The organism is Tropicimonas sediminicola, assembly GCF_900188335.1.
Lineage (GTDB): Bacteria > Pseudomonadota > Alphaproteobacteria > Rhodobacterales > Rhodobacteraceae > Tropicimonas > Tropicimonas sediminicola.
Genome location: NZ_FZOY01000008.1, coordinates 216,343 through 235,225, shown reverse-complemented (window position 1 = coordinate 235,225; position 18,883 = coordinate 216,343). Strand labels below are relative to the sequence as shown.

At 65.5% G+C, this 18,883-nt stretch carries 16 protein-coding genes; 7 read left to right on the top strand and 9 right to left on the bottom strand.

Features of this window, described 5'->3' with window-relative positions:
• Position 1: 1 nt before the first annotated feature.
• The 4 genes from galE to cysQ form a co-directional block, all read right to left on the bottom strand.
• A complete protein-coding gene (gene galE, locus CHB86_RS19195) occupies positions 2-985 on the bottom strand; it encodes a UDP-glucose 4-epimerase GalE (RefSeq protein ID WP_089234714.1) in 984 nt (327 codons plus the stop codon).
• Positions 986-1,021: 36 nt separating this feature from the next.
• On the bottom strand, positions 1,022-1,915 hold the full coding sequence (gene galU / locus CHB86_RS19190; RefSeq protein WP_089234713.1) for a UTP--glucose-1-phosphate uridylyltransferase GalU: 894 nt from the start codon (positions 1,913-1,915) through the stop codon (positions 1,022-1,024).
• A gap of 255 nt (positions 1,916-2,170) precedes the next feature.
• Complete coding sequence (locus CHB86_RS19185; protein WP_089234712.1) at positions 2,171-2,971, bottom strand: 3-deoxy-manno-octulosonate cytidylyltransferase; 801 nt, start codon at positions 2,969-2,971, stop codon at positions 2,171-2,173.
• Entirely contained in the window at positions 2,968-3,768 is an 801-nt protein-coding gene (gene cysQ / locus CHB86_RS19180; protein ID WP_089234711.1) for a 3'(2'),5'-bisphosphate nucleotidase CysQ, read from the bottom strand. The genes CHB86_RS19185 and cysQ overlap by 4 nt, the downstream gene beginning before the upstream one ends.
• 146 nt (positions 3,769-3,914) lie before the next feature.
• Here cysQ and CHB86_RS19175 point away from each other — a divergent pair, with 146 nt between their 5' ends.
• Positions 3,915-4,736: an ABC transporter permease gene (locus tag CHB86_RS19175; protein WP_089234710.1), complete on the top strand. Its 822-nt coding sequence runs from the start codon at positions 3,915-3,917 to the stop codon at positions 4,734-4,736.
• Positions 4,737-4,744: 8 nt separating this feature from the next.
• Here the strand turns inward: CHB86_RS19175 and CHB86_RS19170 are convergent, their stop codons facing one another.
• Positions 4,745-5,377, bottom strand: coding sequence for an alpha-ketoglutarate-dependent dioxygenase AlkB family protein (locus CHB86_RS19170; RefSeq protein WP_089234709.1), 633 nt, complete (start codon positions 5,375-5,377; stop codon positions 4,745-4,747).
• 143 nt (positions 5,378-5,520) lie between these two features.
• Here CHB86_RS19170 and dnaK point away from each other — a divergent pair, with 143 nt between their 5' ends.
• Positions 5,521-7,458, top strand: coding sequence for a molecular chaperone DnaK (dnaK, locus tag CHB86_RS19165; RefSeq protein ID WP_281251225.1), 1,938 nt, complete (start codon positions 5,521-5,523; stop codon positions 7,456-7,458).
• Between the two features lie 74 nt (positions 7,459-7,532).
• Positions 7,533-8,684, top strand: coding sequence for a molecular chaperone DnaJ (dnaJ, locus tag CHB86_RS19160; protein WP_089234707.1), 1,152 nt, complete (start codon positions 7,533-7,535; stop codon positions 8,682-8,684).
• A 72-nt stretch (positions 8,685-8,756) separates the two neighbouring features.
• Here the strand turns inward: dnaJ and CHB86_RS19155 are convergent, their stop codons facing one another.
• Both CHB86_RS19155 and secA read right to left on the bottom strand, forming a co-directional pair.
• Positions 8,757-9,764: a translocase gene (locus tag CHB86_RS19155; protein WP_141134933.1), complete on the bottom strand. Its 1,008-nt coding sequence runs from the start codon at positions 9,762-9,764 to the stop codon at positions 8,757-8,759.
• A 158-nt stretch (positions 9,765-9,922) separates the two neighbouring features.
• Positions 9,923-12,637 carry a preprotein translocase subunit SecA gene (gene secA, locus CHB86_RS19150; RefSeq protein ID WP_089234705.1) on the bottom strand — a complete coding sequence of 905 codons (2,715 nt, stop codon included), beginning with the start codon at positions 12,635-12,637 and terminating at the stop codon, positions 9,923-9,925.
• 181 nt (positions 12,638-12,818) lie between these two features.
• Here secA and CHB86_RS19145 point away from each other — a divergent pair, with 181 nt between their 5' ends.
• From CHB86_RS19145 to CHB86_RS19130, 4 genes are all read left to right on the top strand, one after another.
• On the top strand, positions 12,819-13,661 hold the full coding sequence (locus CHB86_RS19145) for a foldase protein PrsA (RefSeq protein ID WP_342747480.1): 843 nt from the start codon (positions 12,819-12,821) through the stop codon (positions 13,659-13,661).
• A 32-nt stretch (positions 13,662-13,693) separates the two neighbouring features.
• Positions 13,694-14,941, top strand: coding sequence for a bifunctional glutamate N-acetyltransferase/amino-acid acetyltransferase ArgJ (argJ, locus tag CHB86_RS19140; RefSeq protein WP_089234703.1), 1,248 nt, complete (start codon positions 13,694-13,696; stop codon positions 14,939-14,941).
• Positions 14,938-15,336 carry a (deoxy)nucleoside triphosphate pyrophosphohydrolase gene (locus CHB86_RS19135; RefSeq protein WP_089234702.1) on the top strand — a complete coding sequence of 133 codons (399 nt, stop codon included), beginning with the start codon at positions 14,938-14,940 and terminating at the stop codon, positions 15,334-15,336. The genes argJ and CHB86_RS19135 overlap by 4 nt, the downstream gene beginning before the upstream one ends.
• An 88-nt stretch (positions 15,337-15,424) precedes the next feature.
• Positions 15,425-15,610: a hypothetical protein gene (locus CHB86_RS19130; protein WP_141134932.1), complete on the top strand. Its 186-nt coding sequence runs from the start codon at positions 15,425-15,427 to the stop codon at positions 15,608-15,610.
• 110 nt (positions 15,611-15,720) lie between these two features.
• Here CHB86_RS19130 and infB read toward each other — a convergent pair whose 3' ends face one another.
• Positions 15,721-18,237 (bottom strand): translation initiation factor IF-2, encoded by a 2,517-nt coding sequence (gene infB, locus CHB86_RS19125; RefSeq protein ID WP_089234701.1) that lies wholly within the window; start codon positions 18,235-18,237, stop codon positions 15,721-15,723.
• Positions 18,234-18,866, bottom strand: coding sequence for an RNA-binding protein (locus CHB86_RS19120; RefSeq protein WP_089234755.1), 633 nt, complete (start codon positions 18,864-18,866; stop codon positions 18,234-18,236). Before CHB86_RS19120 ends, infB begins: the two co-directional genes overlap by 4 nt.
• Positions 18,867-18,883 lie beyond the last annotated feature (17 nt).

Sequence of the window (18,883 nt, the reverse complement as noted above, 5' to 3'; positions counted from 1 at the left end):
CTCACTTCTCGTAGTGGCCGGTCTGATGCCAGCGCCAGGCATCCTCGATCATCCGCGGCATGGTCGAGCGGCGCGGCTTCCAGCCAAGCTCATCGATGGCGCGGCTCGACCCCGAGACGAGACGGGTGGCATCCCCGGCGCGCCGCGGACCCTCGTCGTAGGGCACCGGACGGTTGGTTACCTGCCCGGCCGCGTTCATCACCTCGCGCACGGAAAATCCACTGCCCGTGCCCAGGTTGAAGGCGCGGCTGTCCTTGCCCTTCTCCAGCCATTTCAGGCCCAGCACATGCGCTTCCACGAGGTCCATCACGTGCACGTAATCGCGGATGCAGGTGCCGTCGGGCGTCTTGTAATCGGTGCCGTAGATCGTCAGCTTGTCGCGCTTGCCGTCGATGGCGTCGAGCACCAGCGGGATCAGGTGCGTCTCTGGCCGGTGGAACTCACCGACCTCGGCCTCCTCGTCGCCGCCAGCCACGTTGAAGTAGCGGAAGATCACGTTCTTCAGGCCGAAGCTGTCGTCGAAATTGGCGAGGATGTCCTCGATCGCGCGCTTGGAGGCCCCATAAGCGTTGATCGGTTTCTGGAGCGAATGCTCGTCGAGAACCACGCCGTCCTGGTCGCCATAGGTCGCGCAGGTCGAGGAGAAGATGAACTTCTTGCAGCCCGCCTCGACCGCCGCTTCGCAGAGGTTGGCGGCCCCGACCACGTTGGAGCGCCAGTACCAGCCCGGCACCTGCATCGACTCGCCGACCTGGCTCAGGGCGGCGAAATGCATGATCGCGTCGGGCTTGTGCTTGGCGAACACCTCGTCGAGCCGCGCCCGGTCGAGCAGATCGCCCTTCTCGAGCGGCCCGAACTTCACCGCTTCTTCCCAGCCGGTGGAGATGTTGTCGAACGTGATTGGCGTGTAGCCCTCGCGGGCAAGCACCTTGCAGGCGTGCGAGCCGATATAGCCCGCACCCCCCGTGACAAGGATCTTGGTCATCTGGTGATCCAGTCTGCTGTGTCTTACGCCGCCCTTTTACTGGGCAGCGTTGCGCATTGCCACCAGTTCGCTCAGGTAGTCGGAGAATTCGTCGCGCAGATCGTCGCGCGCGAGGCCGAAGGCCACCGTCGCCTGAAGGAAGCCCGCCTTGGAACCGCAGTCGAAGCGCTGACCGCGGAAGCGGTAGCCATAAACGTCGCGGCCGGCCGAGATCTCGTCGGCGATGGCGTCGGTGAGCTGGATCTCCCCGCCGGTGCCGGAGCGCATGCGGTTCAGGTTGCGCATGATCTGCGGCGTCAGGATGTAGCGTCCGATCACGGCGAGGTTGGACGGCTCGGTGCCCGGCGCGGGCTTCTCGACCATGCCCTTCACCTTGACCTGCTGGCCCATCTCTTTCTCGACATCGAGAATGCCATAGGCCTTCGCCTTGTCATGCGGCACTTCCATCGCCGCAACCATGCAGCCGCCGGTCTCCTCGTAGGCCTCGACCATCTGCTGAAGACAGCCCTTCTCGCCCGCGATCACGTCATCGGGCAGGATGACCGCGAAGGGCTCGTTGGCGATCAGGCGGCGCGCACACCAGACGGCGTGGCCGAGGCCGAGCGCGCGGTGCTGACGGATGTAGGCGATCGCGCCGCTTTCCATGTTGGTCTGCTTGAGAACCTCGAGCAGGTCGTCCTTGCCCTTCTTGCGAAGGGAGGCTTCGAGTTCGGGGGCCGTGTCGAAATAATCCTCGAGCGCGCTCTTGCCGCGCGACGTGACAAAAATGAATTCCTTGATACCAGCCGCCCGCGCTTCGTCGATCGCGTATTGGATCAGCGGACGGTCAACCAGGGTCATGATCTCCTTCGGAACCGATTTGGTTGCCGGCAGAAACCGCGTTCCCAGACCTGCGACGGGGAACACTGCCTTGATGACCTTGCGTTGCATAAACCTAAATCCTTTCGTTTGTCGGCATCAGAACACGACCTGCCGTACTCGGTAAGACATCGTCATAATCGTGCACCGTGAAACTGTCGTGAAGTTTACCGAAGGGCCCCCGGCATGTCGTGTCCAAATCCAAGGCACATTCGTGTTGCTTGCGTTGATAACACACCATTGCGGCAACATTCGCTCCATTGCGGCAACAGTCTGCCAAATCCGTAGACAATGCGCCAGCGGAGTGTTGCTCGTCGGGCAAGCCGATCACTCAACACCCATCTCGGCCATCATCTCTTCCAGCCGAATAACGTCTTGCGGGTTGTTTAGTTCCCAAAAAAGTCGGCCACGCGATTCTACCTCGACGCACAGAACGTGCCGGCCGTTCTCGAGGAACCTGAGCTGCTCCAGGCCTTCGAGCCGTTCTAGCGGACCGTGCGGCCACTCGGCGTAGCTCGCGAGGGCATCGGCGCGGTAGGCATAGACGCCGACGTGGTGAAATACCGGGGTCTCCGCCTCGGGGGCGTAGATCGTGGCCGTGTAGGGCACGACCTCCTTGGAGAAATAGAGCGCCCGGTTGTTCCGGTCGAAAACGGCGGTCGTGCCGCCGACGCGCCCCTCGGCGCGGTCGGCCTTGAGCGTCGCCAGCGCCCGTCCGTCGCAGCGCAGAACCGGCGTCGCGATCTCGGCGTCCGGCGCGGCGCGCAGGCCCTCGACGAGATCGCTGACGAACCAGGCGGGGGTGAGCGGGGCGTCGCCCTGCAGGTTCACCACGATCTCGTAGCCGCCGCCGATCGCGGCATGGGCCTCGGCGCAGCGCTCGGTGCCGTTGGAGCAGGCCGAGGAGGTCATCACGACCTCCGCGCCGAAGCTTTCGGCCTCGTCCCGGATGCGACTGTCGTCGGTCGCAACCACCACCCGGTCCACGCCCTCGACCGCCATCGCGGCTTCCCAGCTGCGCCGGATCAGGGTGCGGGACTGGCCGCTGGCGCCCTTGAGCGGCACGAGCGGCTTGCCCGGATAGCGGTGCGAGGCGTAGCGGGCGGGGATGGAGATCAGGACGCTCATGCTGCTGGCTTCAGCTCCACGCCCGGCGCGTAGGCGATGAAGAACGGGTTCTCGTAGCCCGGCTTGCCATAGGTGAACTCCGAATGGTCATCGAAGCGGACCATCTTGCCACCGGCCCCGCGCAGCACCGCGTCGGCGGCGGCGGTGTCCCATTCCATCGTCCGTCCGAGGCGGGGATAGAGATCGGCCTCGCCGGCCGCGACCAGGCAGAACTTCAGCGAGGATCCGGCCGAGGTCATGTCCTTCACGGCGTAGCGCGCGATGTAATCGTCCGTCGCCTGGTCGCGATGCGACTTGGAGGCCACGACCATCAGCGCGGCGTTGTCGGGCGCGGTCACCTTGATCGGCTTGACCGGTCCGACCTGGTCCTTGGCGAAATCGCCGGTCTCCTCGACGGAGGCGCCGCTGGCGTCGGTGTAGAAGAGCCGCCCCTTGGCCGGGGCATAGACCACGCCGCGCACCGGAACGCCCTTTTCCACGTAGGCGATGTTCACGGTGAAATCGCCGCGGCGCTGGACGAACTCCTTGGTGCCGTCGAGCGGGTCGACGATCAGGAAGCTGTCGGCGCTCTCGGCGTGGGAGGCGGATTGCTCCTCGGTCACGACCAGGACGTCGGGGAAGGCCTCGGCAAGGCCGGCGGCGATCAGCGCGTCGGCGGCCTCGTCGGCGGCGGTCACCGGGCTGTCGTCCGATTTCGCACGGACCTCGAAATCGTCGGCGTTGTAGATCTCCATGATCTTGTCGCCGGCCTCCAGCGCCAGGCGCCGGATGACTGTGGTCAGGCGATCATAATCCATGCTCTCTCTCCTCGGAATGCGCCGTGCGACGGGCGTAGGCTTTGCAATGACGTGTCGCGCCCCTTATCGTCACCCATCAAGGGAACAGCAAGATTTCCCCGCCAGAAAGTCATGCAGAACGTCACAAGAGCGGCGCGCCCACCCGAATGTTCCAGGCCACCGAACCACGATCGCAGACCGCCTCGGCGCTTCGGCTCGCCGGGCTGATCTACCATGCGACCGTCCGGCACCTGCGCAAGGACCACGGCAACGCGCTGATCGGCCTGATTATGAACATGATGCAGACGGTCATCTTCGTGATGGCCTTCTACCTGATGTTCACCCTGCTCGGCTGGCGCGGCGCCTCGATCCGGGGCGACTTCATGCTCTACATCATGTCCGGGGTCTTCCTGTTCATGACCCACACCAAGGCGTTGAGCGCGGTGGTCATGTCCGAAGGCCCGGCCTCGGCGATGATGAAGCACGCGCCGATGAACACCATCGTCGCGATCTCGGCGGCGGCGCTCGGCTCGCTCTACATCCAGATCCTGTCGATGCTTGTGGTGCTCACCGTCTATCACGTGGGCTTCAACCCGGTGCACATCCACCAGCCGGCCGGCGCCATGGGCATGGTGCTGCTGTCGTGGTTCTCGGGCGTGTCGATCGGGATGATCTTCCTGTCGATCAAACCCTGGTTCCCGGGCTTCGTCAGTGTCATCACCAACGTCTATTCCCGGGCCAACATGATCGCCTCGGGCAAGATGTTCGTGGCCAACCAGCTACCGAGCTACATGCTGGCCTTCTTCACCTGGAACCCGCTGTTCCATACCATCGACCAGTGCCGCGGCTTCGTGTTCATCAACTACAACCCGCATTACTCCAACATCGCCTATCCGTTCTGGCTGAGCGTCGGGTTGCTGTTTCTGGGGCTGATGGGCGAATCCTACACCCGCAAGAACGCCTCGCTGAGCTGGCACGCCAAGCGGTGAGCCGCGCCTTAGTGTGCAACCCGCAGGGTGAGGTTGAGCCGCCCGCCGCCGGCGAGGAGATTGGAACTGCCGGGCCGGAGCCGGTCGATCCCGTGGAACACCAGCCGCGCCGGTCCGCCCATCACCACGACGTCCCCCGATTTCAGCCAGACCGACTCCGTCCTGCCGCCGCGGGTCAGGTTGCCGATCCGGAACAGCGCGTCGTCGCCGAGCGAGATCGAGACGACCGGCTGGTCGAAATCCGCCTCGTCCCTGTCTTGGTGAAGGCCCATCCGCGCGCCCTCGTCGTAGAAATTGACGAGGCAGCAATCCGGCGGCCGGCTCGCCCCCGCCACTGTCTCCCAGACCGCCCGCACCGAGGGCGGGATCGGCGGCCAGGCCATGCCCTCGGGGTGCGCCTCCTGGTACCGGTAGCCGCGCCGATCGCTGACCCATCCCACCGACCCGGCCGACGTCATCCGCACCGACATCTTCTGTCCGCGCCGCGTCTCGGGCCGGAACAGCGGCGCGGCGGCCACCACCTCGCGCAACTCCCGCACCATCGCCTCCTGCGCGGCTCGGTCGAGAAGGCCCTGAAACAGAGCCACGCCGCGAATGTTCAGCGTTGGCGAAATCTGTGCCCCGGGTGTCACTTTGCTCATGGTTTGCACCCCTATCGATGGCCCATCCCCGCTTGCAGGGCCAAAACTCCACTCCTATATACGCCGGGATGCAAGGTCCGGGCAGCCACCCGGAAAAACTGGGATAGGGGCACGGGAGCCTCAGAGGGCCCGAGCCCCGCAACATCGCCAAGAGAGGTAGAAAGCATATGGCCAAAGTCATCGGTATCGACCTCGGTACGACGAACAGCTGCGTCGCCATCATGGACGGGTCGCAGCCCCGCGTGATCGAGAACGCCGAAGGTGCACGGACGACCCCGTCGGTTGTCGCCTTCACCGAGAGTGAACGTCTCGTCGGTCAGCCCGCCAAGCGGCAGGCCGTCACCAACCCCGAGAACACCATCTTCGCCGTGAAGCGCCTGATCGGCCGCCGCGAGGATGACCCCGCGGTCGCCAAGGACCGCAAGATCGTCCCCTACAAGATCGTGGACGGCGGCAACGGCGACGCCTGGGTCGAGGCCCGCGGCGAGAAGTATTCGCCTTCGCAGATTTCCGCCTTCATCCTGCAGAAGATGAAGGAAACCGCCGAGTCCTACCTCGGCGAGAAGGTCGAGCAGGCGGTCATCACCGTCCCGGCGTATTTCAACGACGCCCAGCGTCAGGCCACCAAGGACGCCGGCAAGATCGCCGGTCTCGAGGTGCTGCGGATCATCAACGAGCCGACCGCGGCCGCCCTCGCCTATGGCCTCGACAAGGAAGAGACCAAGACGATCGCCGTCTACGACCTCGGCGGCGGCACGTTCGACGTCACGATCCTCGAGATCGACGAAGGCCTGTTCGAGGTGAAGTCCACCAACGGCGACACCTTCCTCGGCGGTGAAGATTTCGACATGCGGATCGTCCAGTACCTGGCCGACGAGTTCAAGAAAGAGCACGGCGTCGACCTGACCAAGGACAAGATGGCGCTGCAGCGTCTGAAGGAAGCGGCCGAGAAGGCCAAGATCGAGCTTTCCTCCAGCCAGCAGACCGAGATCAACCAGCCGTTCATCTCGATGGACCCGAACGGCGGCACGCCGCTTCACATGGTCATGAAGCTGACCCGCGCCAAGCTGGAAAGCCTTGTTGGCGACCTGATCAAGAAGTCGATCAAGCCCTGCCAGGCCGCGCTCAAGGATGCCGGTATCTCGGTGAACGAGATCGACGAGGTGGTGCTCGTGGGCGGCATGACCCGCATGCCCAAGGTCGTCGAGGAAGTGACCAAGTTCTTCGGCAAGGAGCCGCACAAGGGTGTGAACCCCGACGAGGTGGTCGCCGCTGGCGCCGCCATCCAGGCCGGCGTGCTTCAGGGTGACGTGAAGGACGTGGTCCTGCTCGACGTGACCCCGCTGTCGCTCGGCATCGAGACGCTCGGTGGCGTCTTCACCCGCCTGATCGACCGCAACACCACGATCCCGACCAAGAAGGGCCAGGTCTTCTCCACCGCCGAGGACAACCAGAACGCCGTGACGATCCGGGTGTTCCAGGGCGAGCGCGAGATGGCGGCCGACAACAAGCTGCTCGGCCAGTTCAACCTCGAGGACATCCCGCCGGCACCGCGCGGCATGCCGCAGATCGAGGTGACCTTCGACATCGATGCCAACGGCATCGTGTCGGTCTCCGCCAAGGACAAGGGCACCGGCAAGGAGCAGAACATCACGATCCAGGCGTCGGGCGGTCTGTCGGACGACGAGATCGACCAGATGGTCAAGGACGCCGAGGCAAACGCCGAGGCCGACAAGGAGAAGAAGGAGCTGGTCGAGGCCAAGAACCAGGGCGAGAGCCTGCTCCACTCGACCAAGAAGTCGCTCTCCGAGCACTCCGACAAGGTCGACCCCTCGACCGTCGAGGCGATCGAACTGGCCATGGGCCCGCTCGAAGAGGCGCTGGAAGGGACCGATCTCGGCAAGATCAAGTCCGGCATCCAGAACCTGACCGAAGCCGCGATGAAGCTTGGCGAGGCCATCTACAAGGCCGAGCAGGAGAAGGCCGGCGAAGCAGCGCCCGAGGGCGATGACGAGCCGCACGGTGTCGACGAGGACATCGTGGATGCCGACTTCGAGGATCTCGGCGACGACAAGCGCTAAGCGCGACCGATACCTCCGGGGGCCGGTCCGGGAAACCGGGCCGGCCTCGTATGTCGGGGGCAAGAGGATGATCGATGGCAAAACGTGATTATTACGACGTTCTGGGTGTTGCGCGGGGTGCCTCGGATGCGGACATCAAGAAGGCCTACCGCCGGAAAGCCCGCGAGCTCCACCCGGACAGCAACTCCCACAAGCCGGACGCCGAAGCCCAGTTCAAGGAAGTGAACGAGGCCTATGACGTCCTGAAAGATCCCGACAAGAAGGCCGCCTACGACCGCTTCGGCCACGCCGCTTTCGAAGGCGGCATGGGTGGCGGCGGCGGTCCGCGCGGCGGTTTCCACCAGCAGGGCGATTTCGCCTCCGCCTTCTCGGACGTGTTCGACGACCTCTTCGGCGACTTCATGGGTGGCCAGCGCGGCGGTGGCGGCCGGCAGCGCGCGGCGCGCGGCTCCGACCTGCGCTACAACCTGCGCGTGACCCTGGAAGAGGCCTATTCCGGCGTCCAGAAAACGATCAACGTGCCGACCTCGGTCGGCTGCAGCGCCTGTTCCGGCACAGGTGCCGAGGGCGGCGCCGAGCCGGTTTCCTGCCCGACCTGTTCCGGCATGGGCAAGGTGCGGGCCCAGCAGGGCTTCTTCACCGTCGAGCGCACCTGCCCGACCTGCAGCGGCCTCGGCCAGATCATCAAGAACCCCTGCCAGACCTGCCAGGGCAGCGGCCGCACCGAGAAGGAACGCTCGTTGTCGGTCAACATCCCGGCCGGCGTCGAGACGGGCACCCGGATCCGGCTTGCCGGCGAAGGCGACGCGGGCACGCGCGGCGGCCCCTCGGGCGATCTCTACATCTTCATCGAGGTGACCGAGCACGACCTGTTCAAGCGCGACGCGCATCACCTGTTCTGCCAGGTCCCCGTCAGCGTCGCGAGCGCGGCGCTCGGCGGCGAGATCGAGGTGCCGACGATCGACGGCGGTCGCAGCCGCGTGAAGGTCCCGGCCGGATCGCAGACCGGCAAGCAGATGCGCCTGCGCGGCAAGGGGATGCCGGCGCTGCGTGGCGGCGCCACCGGCGACATGTTCATCGAGCTGCTGGTCGAGACGCCCGTGAACCTCACCTCGCGCCAGAAGGAGCTCCTGCGCGAGTTCGACGAGTTGAGCGCCGAGAACAATCCGCACTCCACCACCTTCTTCTCGAAGGTGAAGAGCTTCTGGGACGAGATGAAGAGCTGACGAACGTCAGCCTCCGGAACCGAAAAGCGCGGCCCCCGAGCCGCGCTTTTTTGTGTCCGCTGCAGTCGGCCGTCAGTTGGCCGCGACCTGCACGTCGGGAACCAGATTGTCGAGAACCAGGAACTCGCCCACCGCGTCACAGGCAGGCACCGCGAGCGACAGCTCGACAACGTCTTGAGTACCGGCTGCGGTAGGCTGCAGAGTTTGCGCCGCAAGCTCGCGACCGCAGGTGGCCCTGGTTACCTCGGCCTCCACCGTGATCTGCACCGCGCCGCTGGACCGGGCATCGGCGGCGGGGAAGGAATAGACCTCGCTCACCCATCCACCGGGCGCTGCATCGTTGCCAAGCTGCGTCAGGTAGCCCGCGCCGCGGACGCGCGCGCGGTCCGGCCCGTGGGCCGCGCCAAGGTGGACATGACCCGGTTCGCCATACCCGGCACCGAATTCGAAAGCGTGCAGTCCGAGCCCGGTGCTGCCCTGCCATTGCAGCGCAACCCGCTCGTAGCCGCCGGCGTCAGGAACCTCTGCGCGGGCCTCCACTATCGTCCCGTCGAGCAGCCGCGCCTCGAATTCCGCGCGGGCAGACAGGGCCGGAACGTCGAGGTCGAGGTGACCGTCGGTTCCGGTGATCTCGGTGAAGGTCAGCGCCCCGTGGCGCAGCGTGACCGGCTCGCCAGCGTTACAGGCAGCGCGCAGCGAGAGCCGCACCATGGCGGCGGGCGCAGGGCTCGCTGTCAGCGTGACATCGCAGGGCATACCGAAGGCGCTGAGCCCCATGCCGGGCTCGACCTGCAGCTCCGACAGGCCCGCATCAGGCAGCGGAGCGCGGGCGAAAGCTTCGGGCGCAGGCGTCGCAAGGGAAACAAGGCGTGGCTCTTCGGGGATGCCGAGATCGGTGCGGGCCCGCGCGGCGGTCAGTTGCAGGGCCTGAAGCTCCTGCATCGACTGCGGCGCCTCGGACAGTTCCTGGCCGCCAGCGAAGCGGTAGGCCACGGCATCACCGTTCTGCATCACATAGCCCGTGGCAAGCGCCACCAGGAATACCGACCCCGCCATGACCGCGCGACGACTCGTTTGCATTCTCGCCTCCACTTCCCAAACCTCAGGAAATCCTACGGTTGGAAAGCGGCAAAGCCGTGGCGGGCGTGGGCCCGATTCCCGCCACAAAGGTCAGCGCCTGCGACCGATCCACAACACTCCCACCGGTCTCCCGGCCCGAAAGGCCGGGATCGGTGCGATCAGAACTGACCGTGGCAGTGCTTGAACTTCTTGCCCGAGCCGCAGGGGCAGGCATCGTTCCGGCCGGGGTTGCCCCAGGTCGCCGGATCGTTCTCGTCGAAGCCTTCGACCAGCGGTTCCGGACCGGTGGTTTCGCTGCCGGCCGCCTCTTCGGTGCCCTTGGCCTGCATCGCCTTTTCCATGGCCTGCTGCTGCGCCAGCATCTGCTGCATCATCGCCTGCTGCTCTTCCGGGGTCAGCGGGCGGATCTGCGAGAGTTTCTTGCAGACATCCTCGCGCAGCCCGTCGAGCAGACCCTCGAAGAGCTGGAATGCCTCGTTCTTGTACTCGTTGAGCGGGTCCCGCTGGGCATAACCGCGGAAGCCCACCACCGAGCGCAGATGCTCCAGCGTCAGCAAGTGCTCGCGCCACTTGGCGTCGATGGTCTGCAGCAGGATCTGCTTCTCGATCGAGCGCATGTTCTCCGGGCCGAAATCGACGGCCTTCTGGGCCATGAACTCGTCGGACGCCTTGTAGAGCCGCTCACGGATGTCGTCGTCGTCGACACCCTCTTCCTCGGCCCAGGCGATCACCGGCACGTCGATGCCGAGGTGCTCCAGGACGTCGGCGTAGAGCGCCTGGGTCTCCCACTGATCGGCATAGCTCTTCTTGGGCATGTGCTGGTCGACCAGGTCGTCGATCACCTGGTGGCGCATGTCCTGCACGATCTCGGACAGATCCTCGGCTTCCATGATCTCGCGGCGCTGGCCGAAGATCACCTTCCGCTGGTCGTTCATCACGTCGTCGAACTTCAGCAGCTGCTTGCGGATGTCGAAGTTGCGACCTTCGACCTTGGCCTGCGCGCGCTCCAGCGACTTGTTCACCCACGGATGGACGATCGCCTCGCCGTCCTGCATCCCCAGCTTGCCGAGCATGGCGTCGAGCCGCTCGGAGCCGAAGATCCGCATGAGGTCGTCCTCGAGGCTGAGGAAGAAGCTGGACCGGCCCGGGTCGCCCTGACGGCCGGAGCGGCCGCGGAGCTGGTTGTCGATGCGCCGGCTCTCGTGACGCTCGGTGGCCAGAACGAACAGCCCGCCGGCGGCCTTCACGGCCTCCTCGTCGCCCTTGTGCTGAGCCTCGATCTCGGTCCGGATCTCCTCCGGGTCGCGGTCCGGGTTCGCCGCGATGGCTTCCATGACCTTGAACTCGACGTTGCCGCCCAGCTTGATGTCGGTACCGCGACCGGCCATGTTCGTCGCGATGGTGATCGCGCCCAGCTTGCCGGCGTCGGCGACGATCTGTGCTTCCTGCTCGTGCTGGCGGGCGTTCAGCACGTTGTGCTTGAGCCCGGCCTGGGTGAGCATCTGGCTCAGCATCTCGGATTTCTCGATCGACGTGGTGCCGACGAGCACGGGCTGGCCGGCCTCGTGCGCCTTCTTGATCGCCTCGATCACGGCATCGTATTTCTCGCGGCCCGTGCGATAGACCTGGTCGTGGTCGTCCTGGCGGGCGACCGGCAGGTTGGTCGGCACCTCGATCACGCCGAGGCTGTAGATCTCCATGAACTCGTCGGCCTCGGTCAGCGCCGTGCCGGTCATGCCGGAGAGCTTGTCGTAGAGGCGGAAGTAGTTCTGGAAGGTGACGGAAGCCAGCGTCACGTTCTCGGGCTGGATGTTGCAGCCTTCCTTGGCCTCGATCGCCTGGTGCAGGCCATCGCTCAGCCGGCGGCCGTGCATCATGCGGCCGGTGAACTCGTCGATCAGCACCACGTCGCCGTCACGGACGATGTAATCCTTGTCACGCTGGAACAGCTTGTGCGCCTTCAGGCCCTGGTTGATGTGGTGCACGATGGTCGTGCTTTCCGGATCGTAGAGGTTCTGCCCCTCGGGCAGGATGTCGTAAACGCGCAGACGCTCCTCGAGGAACTCGTTGCCCTCGTCGGTATAGGTGACGTTCTTCGTCTTCTCGTCGAGCGTGTAGTGCTCGTCCTGCAGCTCGGGGATGATCTTGTCGATGATCCGGTAAAGCTCGGAACGGTCCTGGCTCGGGCCGGAGATGATCAGCGGCGTCCGCGCCTCGTCGATCAGGATCGAGTCCACCTCATCGACGATCGCGAAGTTGTGGTAGAGCTGGTTGATGTCCTTGAGGTTGGACTTCATGTTGTCGCGCAGGTAGTCGAAGCCCAGCTCGTTGTTCGTCGCGTAAGTCACGTCGGCCCGGTAGGCGACGCGCTTCTCTTCGTCGGGCTGCTGCGGGTAGACGACGCCGGTCGTCATGCCGAGTTGAGCAAAGACCTTGCCCATCCATTCCGCATCGCGGCGGGCGAGGTAGTCGTTCACGGTGACGACATGCACGCCCTTGCCGGTCAGCGCGTTGAGATAGGCCGGGAAGGTGGCGACCAGCGTCTTGCCCTCGCCCGTCTTCATCTCCGAGATGTTGCCCTGGTGCAGGAAGATCCCGCCCATCAGCTGCACGTCGAAGGCACGCAGGCCGAGCGCGCGCTTGGCGGCCTCGCGGCAGTTGGCGAAAGCTTCCGGCAGGAGCTTGTCGAGATCCTCGCCAGCGCGTGCGCGCTCCTGGAATTCTTGGGTCTTCTCGATCAGCTGCTCGTCGGTCAGCTTCTCGAACTCCGGCTCCAGTGCGTTGATCTGTTCGACGAGCGGTCGGGTTGCCTTGATCTTGCGGTCGTTCGGCGTTCCGAAGACCTTCTTCGCGATCGTTCCAATACCCAGCATATCTGCTCCGCTTTGACGCTTTCGTGTGAGAGCACGCCTTGCCGGCCCTTCCGCACGGCGTTACCAAGCATTCAAAGAAGAGCCGCCCGGCACTCTCGGACCATCCGGGATGTAAGGGTGCGTTCTGGGAGTGTCAACGCCGCCGTCCCGCGCGGCCGAACAGGAGCCTTTCACGATGCGCATGACCAACAAAACCTGGGCCGCCGGGCTGATTTCCCTCGCATTGTCGACGGTGCCCGCCATGGCGCAGGACGTGACGGCGGATACCGTGGTCGCGACGGTCGGTGGCAAGGACATCACGCTCGGTCACATGATCGTCGCCCGCAACGCGCTGCCGGCACAATATCAGCAGCTCGAGGCCGAAGTGCTCTTCCAGGGCGTGCTCGACCAGCTGGTGCAGCAGACCGCCCTCGCCCAGTCGCTCGGCGACGATGTCACCACCGCCACGAAGCTCTCGATCGACAACCAGACCTCGGGCCTGCTGGCCGGCGAGGCGCTCGGAAAGGCGATCCAGTCCGCCGTGACCGAGGAAGCCCTTCAGGCCGCCTATGACGCCCGCTTTGCCGATGCCGAGCCGGAGACGGAGTTCCGCGCCGCGCACATTCTCGTCGAGACCGAGGATGAGGCCAAGGCGCTCAAGGAAGAACTCGACGGCGGGGCCGACTTCGCCGCGCTGGCCCGCGACAAGTCCACCGGCCCCTCCGGCCCCAACGGCGGCGACCTTGGCTGGTTCGGCAAGGGCATGATGGTGCCCGAGTTCGAAGCCGCCGTGATCGCCCTCGAGCCGGGTCAGGTCTCCGAGCCGGTGCAGACCCAGTTCGGCTGGCACGTCGTGAAGCTCGAGGAAACCCGCCTCGCCGAAGCGCCCGCGCTGGATGAGGTGCGCCAGGAACTCGCCGCCGAGATCGAGGGCGCGACCATCGATGCGGTGGTGACCGAGGTCATGGAAGCCACCGAGGTCGTGCGTCCCGAGGTCGAGATCGACCCCTCGGCGATCAACAACCTCGACCTGGTCGCCGAGTAACCCTTCCACATCCATCAGGATCGGAATCCATCATGGCTGGTTCGCTTCCCGTCTCTCCGCTGGCGCCCGCGCGCTTTCCGGACCTTCCGGTCATTGCCGGGGTCGAGTTTTCAGCCGTTGCGGCCGGGGTGCGCTATCCCGGCCGAACCGACGTGATGCTCGCACGTCTGGCGCCAGGCAGCACGGTGGCCGGGGTCTTCACCCGTTCGGCGACGCGCTCCGCCCCGGTGCTCGACTGCCAGGCCAAACTGGCGGTCGAGAGTGCCGGCACAACCGGCGCTGCGATCCTGGTGAACTCCGGCAATTCGAACGCCTTCACCGGCTCGGCCGGCGAGGGTTCCGTGCAGGCGATCTGCGAGGCGGTCTCCGCCGCCGCGGGAGTGCCGCAGGAGCGGGTCTTCACCTCCTCCACCGGCGTGATCGGCGAGCGGCTTCCGCATGACCGGATCACCGCCAAGGTCGGAGAGCTGGTGTCCGCCCTCGCCGCCGACGGGATCGAGAAGGCCGCCCGCGCCATCATGACCACGGACACCTTCCCCAAGGGGGCGGAAGCGACGGTCGAGACCTCTGCCGGTCCGGTTCGGATCGCGGGCATCGCCAAGGGCTCGGGCATGATCGCCCCCGACATGGCGACGATGCTGGTCTACATTTTCACCGACGCGGCAGTGCCCCAGCCGGTGCTGCAATCCATGCTTTCCAGCCTGACCGACGTGACCTTCAACGCGATCACCGTGGACAGCGACACATCGACCTCGGACACCCTGCTACTGGCCGCCACCGGCCAGAGCGGCGCCGCGATCACCGAGGCCGACAGCGCCGATGGCCGCGCCTTCTCCGAGGCGCTGCATGGCGTGATGCTGGACCTCGCGAAACAGGTGGTTCGCGACGGTGAGGGAGCGTCGAAGTTCGTGGAGGTTCAGGTGACCGGCGCGGTCAACGATGGCGACGCGAAGAAGGTCGCCATGGCAATCGCCAACTCCCCGCTGATCAAGACCGCCATCGCCGGCGAGGACCCGAACTGGGGCCGCGTCGTCATGGCGGTGGGCAAGTCGGGCGCCGAGGCCGACCGGGATCGGCTTAGCATCCGTTTCGGCGATATCCTCGTGGCGGAGAACGGCTGGGTCGCCGGTTCCTACAACGAGGCAGCTGGTGCTACCTACATGAAGCAGTCCGAACTGGTGATCGGCGTGGACCTCGGGCTGGGCTCGGGCAGCTTCACCGCCTGGACCTGCGACCTGACCCACGGCTACATTTCGATCAACGCGGACTACCGGTCGTGAAGACGATCCTGGTCTCGGCCGTCGCGCTGGTCGACAGGGACGGCCGGGTTCTGCTGGCGCAACGGCCCGAGGGCAAGTCGATGGCTGGTCTCTGGGAGTTTCCCGGCGGCAAGGTCGAGCCCGGGGAGACCCCGGAAGCCGCACTGATTCGCGAACTGGAGGAGGAACTGGGGATCGACACCTGGGCCTCCTGCCTCGCACCGCTGACGTTCGCCAGCCACAGCTACGACAGCTTCCACCTGCTTATGCCATTGTTTGTATGCCGAAAATGGAATGGGACTCCGGTGTCGCGGGAGAATCAGGCCCTCAAATGGGTCCGCCCTGCACAGCTCCGTGACTACCCGATGCCGGCGGCCGACCTCCCGTTGATCCCCCATCTCCGGGATTGGCTATAGCAACCTCGGCAAATTTCCACGAGTTGCACAAAAAATCACCTAATGTTTCCATTATGTGACAAAATTAATAGTGATTTGTGAACAGCGAATGCATATCTTCAACGTGTCGCGAGTCAGGAAGGAGATTATTTCGATGCTGCGAACAATCACAGTTGGCACCCACGTTTCCGTCCAGGGCATCTATGTCCGTGATACCCAGGACGGTCGCATTGTCGTTCGGGTTGGAGAAGAAAACTTCAAAGGCACCCCCATCCGCGAGGCCAAGGCTGCCTGACGAAGGAAGATGACATATCCGTCAAAGACCACCCCGGGGGCGACGGAACAGTAAGGGCGGCCAGATCCCGGGCCGCCCTTTTTCGTGTCTGAACTCTGGGTGTAAGTGGATCAGTCCAGGGACCGTTCCACCTCCTCGCGCTCGAAGATCTCGATGACATCGCCCTGGCGAATGTCGTCGTAGTTCTCGAAGGCCATGCCGCATTCCTGGCCCGACTGGACCTCGGCCACTTCGTCCTTGAAGCGCTTGAGCGTCTTCAACGTGCCTTCGTGGATCACCACGTCGTCGCGAAGCAGGCGAACACCGGCAGAGCGGCGAGCCACACCTTCGGTGACGAGACAGCCAGCGACCTTGCCGACGTGGGAGACCTTGAAGACCTCCTTGATCGTGGCATAGCCGATAAAGGTCTCGCGCACCTCGGCCGAGAGCAGGCCGGAGGCGGCCGCCTTCACGTCGTCCACGAGGTCGTAGATCACCGAGTAGTAGCGGATCTCCACGCCCTTCTGGTTCGCCGCGGCGCGGGCCGGGGCGTTGGCACGAACGTTGAAGCCGATGACCGGAGCGCCGGAGGCTTCGGCCAGGCCGATGTCGCTTTCCGTGATGGCGCCCACGGCGGAGTGCAGAAGGCGCACCCGCACTTCCTCGTTGCCGATCTTCTCCATCGCCTGGGCGATGGCTTCGGCGGAACCCTGCACGTCCGCCTTGACCAGGATCGGCAGCTCCTTGACGTTCTCGTCTTCCTTGGCCTTGGCCAGAAGCTGCTCCAGAGAGGTCGCGGCGCCGGCGGCGGCGCGCTTCTCCTTGGCGGCCTGCTCGCGGTATTCCGCGATCTCACGGGCCTGCGCCTCGGTTTCGACGACGTTGAGCACGTCACCGGCTTCCGGCGTACCGTTCAGGCCGAGCACCTCGACCGGAACCGACGGACCGGCTTCCTTGACGCGTTCGCCCTTGTCGTTGACCAGCGCACGGACCTTGCCCCACTGCTCGCCGACGACGAAGATGTCGCCCTGTTTCAGCGTGCCGTTCTGCACGAGCACGGTGGCGACCGGACCGCGGCCCACGTCGAGCTGGGCCTCGATCACCGCACCAGCGGCGGCGCGTTCGGGGTTGGCCTTGAGCTCGAGGATCTCTGCCTGCAACGCGATGGCTTCGAGCAGCGAGTCGAGACCGAGGCCGGTCTTGGCCGAAACCTCGACGTCCTGTACCTCACCTGACATCTGCTCCACGATCACCTCGTGCTGCAGAAGCGCGGTGCGAACCTTCTGCGGATCGGCGTCCGGCTTGTCGACCTTGTTGATCGCCACGATCATCGGCACCCCGGCGGCCTTGGCGTGATTGATCGCCTCGACCGTCTGCGGCATCACGGCGTCGTCCGCCGCGACCACGAGGATCACGATATCCGTCACCTGCGCACCGCGGGCGCGCATCGAGGTGAAGGCGGCGTGGCCCGGCGTATCGAGGAAGGTCAGGAGCTGGCCGCTGTCGGCCCGCACCTGGTAGGCACCGATATGCTGGGTGATCCCGCCGGCCTCGCCGGAGACAACCTTGGCATTGCGGATCGCGTCGAGCAGCGAGGTCTTGCCGTGGTCGACGTGGCCCATGACGGTCACGACCGGCGGACGCGGCTGCAGGTCCTCGTCCTTGTCCTCGACGGTGTCGATCACCTGTTCGACGTCCGAATCCGAGACGCGCACGATCTTGTGGCCGAACTCCTCGACGATCAGTTCCGCCGTATCGGCGTCGATCGACTGGTTCTGGGTGACCATCATGCCGTTCTGCATGAGCGCCTTGACCACGTCGGCCACGCGCTCGGCCATACGGTTGGCGAGTTCGCTGACCACGATGGTCTCGGGCACCTGAACGTCGCGCACGACCTTCTCGCGCACGTCGCCGCCGCCCATCGCCTTCTGGCGGGCGCGCTCCTGCTTGCGCTTCATCGCCGCCATCGACCGCTGCCGGCCGCCTTCGCCGCCGGACAGGGCCTGGTTCAGCGTCAGCTTGCCGGACCGGCGGTTGTCATCACGGCCCTTGCCGCGGTTCTCGCGCTGGCGATCCTCGCGCTCGGTCTTGCGGGGCGTCGCGTCGGGCTTGGTGAAGCTCCGCTGGGTGGCAGAGCTGTCCTCTTCCTTGGCGGCAGTGCGCGCGGCGGCCGGCTTGTCGGCCTCGGCCTTGCGGGTCTCGCTCTCGCGCTTGGCGGCTTCCTCGGCCTCGCGCTTCTTGCGCTCGTCCTCTTCCGCCTTCGCCTTGAGGGCTTCTTCGCGCTCGCGCTCTTCGCGTTCCTTGGCCTCGGCCTCGGCACGGCGGCGCTCGCGCTCTTCCTCGCGACGCTTCTCTTCTTCTTCGCGCTCCCGGGCCTCGTCGGCCTCGCGTGCCTTGGCGGCCTGAAGCGCCTTCAGGCGGCGCTCCATCTCGGCATCGGAAATGCCGGCAGGGCGACGCGACGGATCACCGCCGGCCGCGGCGCCACCGGCGCCCTTGGCTGCACCAGGTTTCGGCACGACCACGCGCTTGCGCTTCGTCTCGACCACGACGTTCTTCGTCCGGCCGTGGCTGAAACTCTGCTTTACGGAGCCAGAGCGCGATCCGCCCTTCAGGCCCAGGGTCTTTTTGCCGTCATTGTCGCTCATGCGATACCATCGTCCTTTCCGGGGCCGGTTGCCCCGATCTTGCCGCGCAGGCCGGATAGCCGTGTGGTTTCCTCGACGAAACGAGTCGTCAACCCCCCGTTACACAGCGCCGCGTGTATTACATGGTCTCGACCAAAGGACAAACCGATTTCATCGGCCGTCAGACAGTCGAAAGTGGTGCCTTCCTCCGGTGGAAGGCGCAGTTTGCTCTTTCCGCGGGCGGAACCGTCGGATGCCTGTACCAGCACCACGGCTTCTCCCGCCTGGATCATGCCGCGGACCTTCTCGTAGCCCGCGATGGCCAGCCCGGCCTTGCGCGCCAACGACAGGATGTCGGTCACGCGCCGGGCAAGGCCCGTTTCCACCAGGTCGACCAGCCCCTCGGGCACCTGGACCTGCCGCTTCGCGCTCCGGCTGAACAGCCGTTTCTTCACGGCCAGTTCCAGAGCGGCGCGGTCGGCCGAAACCCAGATCCCGCGCCCGGGCAGCTTGCCGGCCAGGTCAGGGACGATCTCGTCCCCGGGACCGACCACGAAGCGGATCAACCCCGCTTTCGGGCCGACCTCGCCGGTGGCGATGCAGCGTCGCTCCGCCACCTCCCGAGTTGATGTCTGCCCGCCGCGCCCCAAGGCCCGCACCCAAACCG

What these genes read in the sequence shown, in the direction of transcription:
- CHB86_RS19170 (WP_089234709.1), bottom strand. Translation starts at nt 5,377, where the DNA reads ATGAGCAAAGTGACACCCGGGGCACAGATTTCGCCAACGCTGAACATT.
- CHB86_RS19185 (WP_089234712.1), bottom strand. Translation starts at nt 2,971, where the DNA reads ATGAGCGTCCTGATCTCCATCCCCGCCCGCTACGCCTCGCACCGCTAT.
- galE (WP_089234714.1), bottom strand. Translation starts at nt 985, where the DNA reads ATGACCAAGATCCTTGTCACGGGGGGTGCGGGCTATATCGGCTCGCAC.
- argJ (WP_089234703.1), top strand. Translation starts at nt 13,694, where the DNA reads ATGGCTGGTTCGCTTCCCGTCTCTCCGCTGGCGCCCGCGCGCTTTCCG.
- galU (WP_089234713.1), bottom strand. Translation starts at nt 1,915, where the DNA reads ATGCAACGCAAGGTCATCAAGGCAGTGTTCCCCGTCGCAGGTCTGGGA.
- infB (WP_089234701.1), bottom strand. Translation starts at nt 18,237, where the DNA reads ATGAGCGACAATGACGGCAAAAAGACCCTGGGCCTGAAGGGCGGATCG.
- cysQ (WP_089234711.1), bottom strand. Translation starts at nt 3,768, where the DNA reads ATGGATTATGATCGCCTGACCACAGTCATCCGGCGCCTGGCGCTGGAG.
- CHB86_RS19175 (WP_089234710.1), top strand. Translation starts at nt 3,915, where the DNA reads ATGTTCCAGGCCACCGAACCACGATCGCAGACCGCCTCGGCGCTTCGG.
- dnaJ (WP_089234707.1), top strand. Translation starts at nt 7,533, where the DNA reads ATGGCAAAACGTGATTATTACGACGTTCTGGGTGTTGCGCGGGGTGCC.
- CHB86_RS19155 (WP_141134933.1), bottom strand. Translation starts at nt 9,764, where the DNA reads ATGCAAACGAGTCGTCGCGCGGTCATGGCGGGGTCGGTATTCCTGGTG.
- CHB86_RS19145 (WP_342747480.1), top strand. Translation starts at nt 12,819, where the DNA reads ATGACCAACAAAACCTGGGCCGCCGGGCTGATTTCCCTCGCATTGTCG.
- CHB86_RS19130 (WP_141134932.1), top strand. Translation starts at nt 15,425, where the DNA reads ATGCATATCTTCAACGTGTCGCGAGTCAGGAAGGAGATTATTTCGATG.
- secA (WP_089234705.1), bottom strand. Translation starts at nt 12,637, where the DNA reads ATGCTGGGTATTGGAACGATCGCGAAGAAGGTCTTCGGAACGCCGAAC.